Annotated in this window: 6 protein-coding genes; all 6 read right to left on the bottom strand. The window is 39.4% G+C overall.

Annotation, left to right across the window (positions count from 1 at the left end):
• Positions 1–2 precede the first annotated feature (2 nt).
• Positions 3–314 carry a hypothetical protein gene (locus IM500_RS03380; protein WP_002804649.1) on the bottom strand — a complete coding sequence of 104 codons (312 nt, stop codon included), beginning with the start codon at positions 312–314 and terminating at the stop codon, positions 3–5.
• On the bottom strand, positions 311–667 hold the full coding sequence (locus IM500_RS03385; protein ID WP_002735616.1) for a type II toxin-antitoxin system RelE/ParE family toxin: 357 nt from the start codon (positions 665–667) through the stop codon (positions 311–313). Before IM500_RS03385 ends, IM500_RS03380 begins: the two co-directional genes overlap by 4 nt.
• Positions 668–678: 11 nt before the next feature.
• Positions 679–831: a hypothetical protein gene (locus IM500_RS03390; protein WP_287737698.1), complete on the bottom strand. Its 153-nt coding sequence runs from the start codon at positions 829–831 to the stop codon at positions 679–681.
• A 149-nt stretch (positions 832–980) separates the two neighbouring features.
• Positions 981–1,277 (bottom strand): type II toxin-antitoxin system HicB family antitoxin, encoded by a 297-nt coding sequence (locus IM500_RS03395; protein WP_002763050.1) that lies wholly within the window; start codon positions 1,275–1,277, stop codon positions 981–983.
• 11 nt (positions 1,278–1,288) lie between these two features.
• Positions 1,289–1,477 carry a type II toxin-antitoxin system HicA family toxin gene (locus IM500_RS03400; RefSeq protein ID WP_002768607.1) on the bottom strand — a complete coding sequence of 63 codons (189 nt, stop codon included), beginning with the start codon at positions 1,475–1,477 and terminating at the stop codon, positions 1,289–1,291.
• A 17-nt stretch (positions 1,478–1,494) separates the two neighbouring features.
• On the bottom strand, positions 1,495–3,248 hold a 1,754-nt coding region (locus tag IM500_RS03405; protein WP_287737699.1), incomplete at its 5' end, for a tetratricopeptide repeat protein.

The following is a 3,248-nucleotide window of genomic DNA, read 5'->3' on the forward strand; positions in this document are numbered from 1 at the left end:
AACTACGGGCGCTCACTACTTAATTTAATCACTTGTTGCTCAGGAAATTTAAGGGTAAGTTCCCATTCTCCCCCTAATTCCCTCATCATACGGGTTAAATTTTCTAGGGTAAGATGTTGTTTTAAATCATCCGATTTTGCTGAGAAACAGGGCTGTTCACTTTCGCTTTCCGTGATTTCTTCAGAAGAAAGTCCTAGGCGTTGAAGAAGTTCATCAATGATTTGCATTTCTTGTAAAAGCTCTTGGGTTTTAGCTTCAATTTTTGCCCTTCTTTCAGAGGGCAGTTTATCCATTTCTTCATCAAAGGTAATCATAGATTTTGCTCCGTTAAGGTTTTTAAATAGGCTTCAAATCTTTTTTCAGCGATGGGAATGTTTTTTTCATACCATCTTTTATCGCCAGTTTTATTTCCTCCTACTAGCATGATAGCTTGACGGATAGGATCGAAAGCAAAAAGCACTCGCCAAGGTTGTCCTTGATGCTGTACTCGCAATTCTTTAAGGTTAGGGTAACGACTGCCTTGAAGAGTGTCAACATAAGGTCGTCCTAACAAGGGTCCTTTTTGTTTAAGTAGCCCAATATAAGCCAAGATTGAATCTTGTACAGTTTCTTCTTGCTCGTATAGCCAATCTCGAAAGGCTTCATCAAAGATAATATTCCATTCCATCTTTTTTTGTCCTAATTTTTACTCATTTCTTGGCGAATCATGCTGATTAGTTTTTGAGCTTGTTGATAACCTGCTTCATTCCCTTGTTCTAGGTCAATTTTTGCTTTTTCGGTTTGTCGTAATATGGCATATAAAAGACCACGACTACGGATTATAGTAATCATAGCAATTATCGTCGATTGGGTTGACCCAAGGAAACCCAACAAAAAGATTCAGACGGATTTAGATTTTGGCTGTTGGGTTTCGCTTTTCCTGAGAATTGAGAGGTTTTCTTTAACATATTTATTCGCTCAAACCAAGCTAGGGACTGCACCTAGTTTTTTACACACAATTCCTGATGGTTTAAAATAGCTTCTGATACCTCAATGAGCAGAAAAGCGATCGCATCTTGATGATCCGCGTCGGTTAAAATGGTTTCGAGGGTGCTAGGGGTGGGAATTTCGTCCCCATCTGCCAACATAAAGGAAATATGACCTTTTAAGGCTTCAGTTGCCATTTTTTTCGCTTCTTCGATGGTTTCTCCTGCACTAATACAACCCGGAAAGTCATAAAATTGTACCCCATAATCACTATGGTTATCTTTATGAACGGTGGCTAAATAAGTAATCATTGATTTCTCCTTTATCGTAATTTAATACCGGCTTGTTTTTCGATACTGATTAGGGTTTTAAGGGGAATATCCTTTTTAGGGTGAGGAACAGTCACTTTCCCTTTTTTATGGGGATGTTTAAAATGATGATGACTTCCTGTTGTACCTACTTGATACCATCCCTCATCCTTCAGTTTTTTGATAATTTCTCGACTTTCCATAATTGATGATTTCTATTTCACCCCCCTAATTGTTGTAAAATCTGCATCACCTTTTCATAAGCAGCCATATTATTCTGTTGGCGGAATAATATGGCTGCTTGTTGTAGATCAATTTTTACTTTTTCGGGTTGTCCTAATATGGCATATAAAACACCACGATTGTAGTAAGCCACAGCATCATTACGATTAAGTTCAATAGCTTTGTCGTAGTCAGCTAAAGCTAATTCGTATTTTCGTTGGTTATAGTAAAGAGCCCCCCGATTGACGTAAGCATTAGCAAAATTACGATTAAGTTTAATAGCTTGGTTGTAGTCAGCTAAAGCTGAATCGTATTTCTGCTGGTTATAGTAAAGATTCCCCCGATTGTAGTAAGCCACAGCATAATTAGGATTAATTTCAATAGCTTTGTTGATGTCAGAGAGGGCTAATTCGTATTTCTGCTGGTTATAGTAAACACCCCCCCGATTGCTGTAAGCCTCAGCATCATTAGGATTAATGTCAATGGCTTTGCTGAAGTCAGATAGGGCTAATTCGTATTTCTGCTGGTTATAGTAAAGAATCCCCCGATTGACGTAAGCATTAGCATGATTAGGATTAAGTTCAATAGCTTTGTTGTAGTCATCTAATGCTAATTTGTATTTTTGTTGATCTTGGTAAAGAACCCCCCGATTGCTATACCAAGCAGCACGGGGAGCGAGATTAATTGCCTGATTAATCGCCGCTAATCCCTCATCATAGCGTTTTAATCGACTTAATACTGAGGATTTCTCGTTATAGTAATTGGGGTTATTGGGAAGCAGAGAAATCGCCTGATTAATCAGCGTTAATGCTTGCTCATAATTTTCTCTGGCTTCTGCTTCTCTTTCTCTACCAGCACTTGTTGAGAAGTCACCTAAAAAGCGATAAAATACACTTTGCCGTTGTAAAATACTACTGTGAAACTTCTTTAAATCTTCCCGTTTAGGTAAGGTATTAATCGCTTGTTGCAAAGCTTCTATAGCTGGTTGATGTTCGCGTAATTCAAATAACGCTAATCCCTTCCCATACCACGCTAAATAGACATTCTCGGGGTCATTTTGCTTAATCGCTTCATCAAAGGCTTTAATTGCTTCCTCAAACCTGAATAACCGCCATAATTGTCCTCCCCTTTCTATCCAAATATCCGCCTTCGCATTGGTATTAGGAACAATAACACCAGTAATCGCTTGAATAATTTCTTGTTGTTGTTGCGGACTAACTTGGGGTTGAGCAGTGGTTAATAATTGCGGTTTTACCTTCAATCTTTCTTGCAATCCGATAAAAGTGCTAATGGGAATCCCTAAACTAAACCCTAGCTGAATTTTCCCTACCCCTGCTGTTTCCGAACTTCCATGAATCCCTATTACTCTCCCCTGGGAGTCTAAGACTGCACCGCCACTCATGCCCCCAAATGTGATGCTGGTATAAACTAATTCATAGCCTCCTTCTAAAGAAGCAACACTTTGTAATGTTCCTCCTTGTTCATTGCTTAAGTCACTTTGGCGGGTTTGTAGTAATCCCTCTTCTTTCTCGATAATTCTACCGCCACTAAACAACCATTTCGAGGGATTGTCGCCAATTTTGGGGAAGCCTGCGGCAAAAACAAAATCACCGGTATTTGGGTTATAATTCGCTATTTCCGCAACGGGATAATTGTCCAGGCTTTCAAACTGAAAAACTGCTAAATCTACCCCTTCCTGCCGGATGATGGTGCTTTTCTCGATGTTTCGAGTTTTGCCGTCGCTGGTGACGA

It is taken from the genome of Microcystis sp. M179S2 (assembly GCF_020245805.1).
GTDB classification, from domain to species: domain Bacteria; phylum Cyanobacteriota; class Cyanobacteriia; order Cyanobacteriales; family Microcystaceae; genus Microcystis; species Microcystis aeruginosa.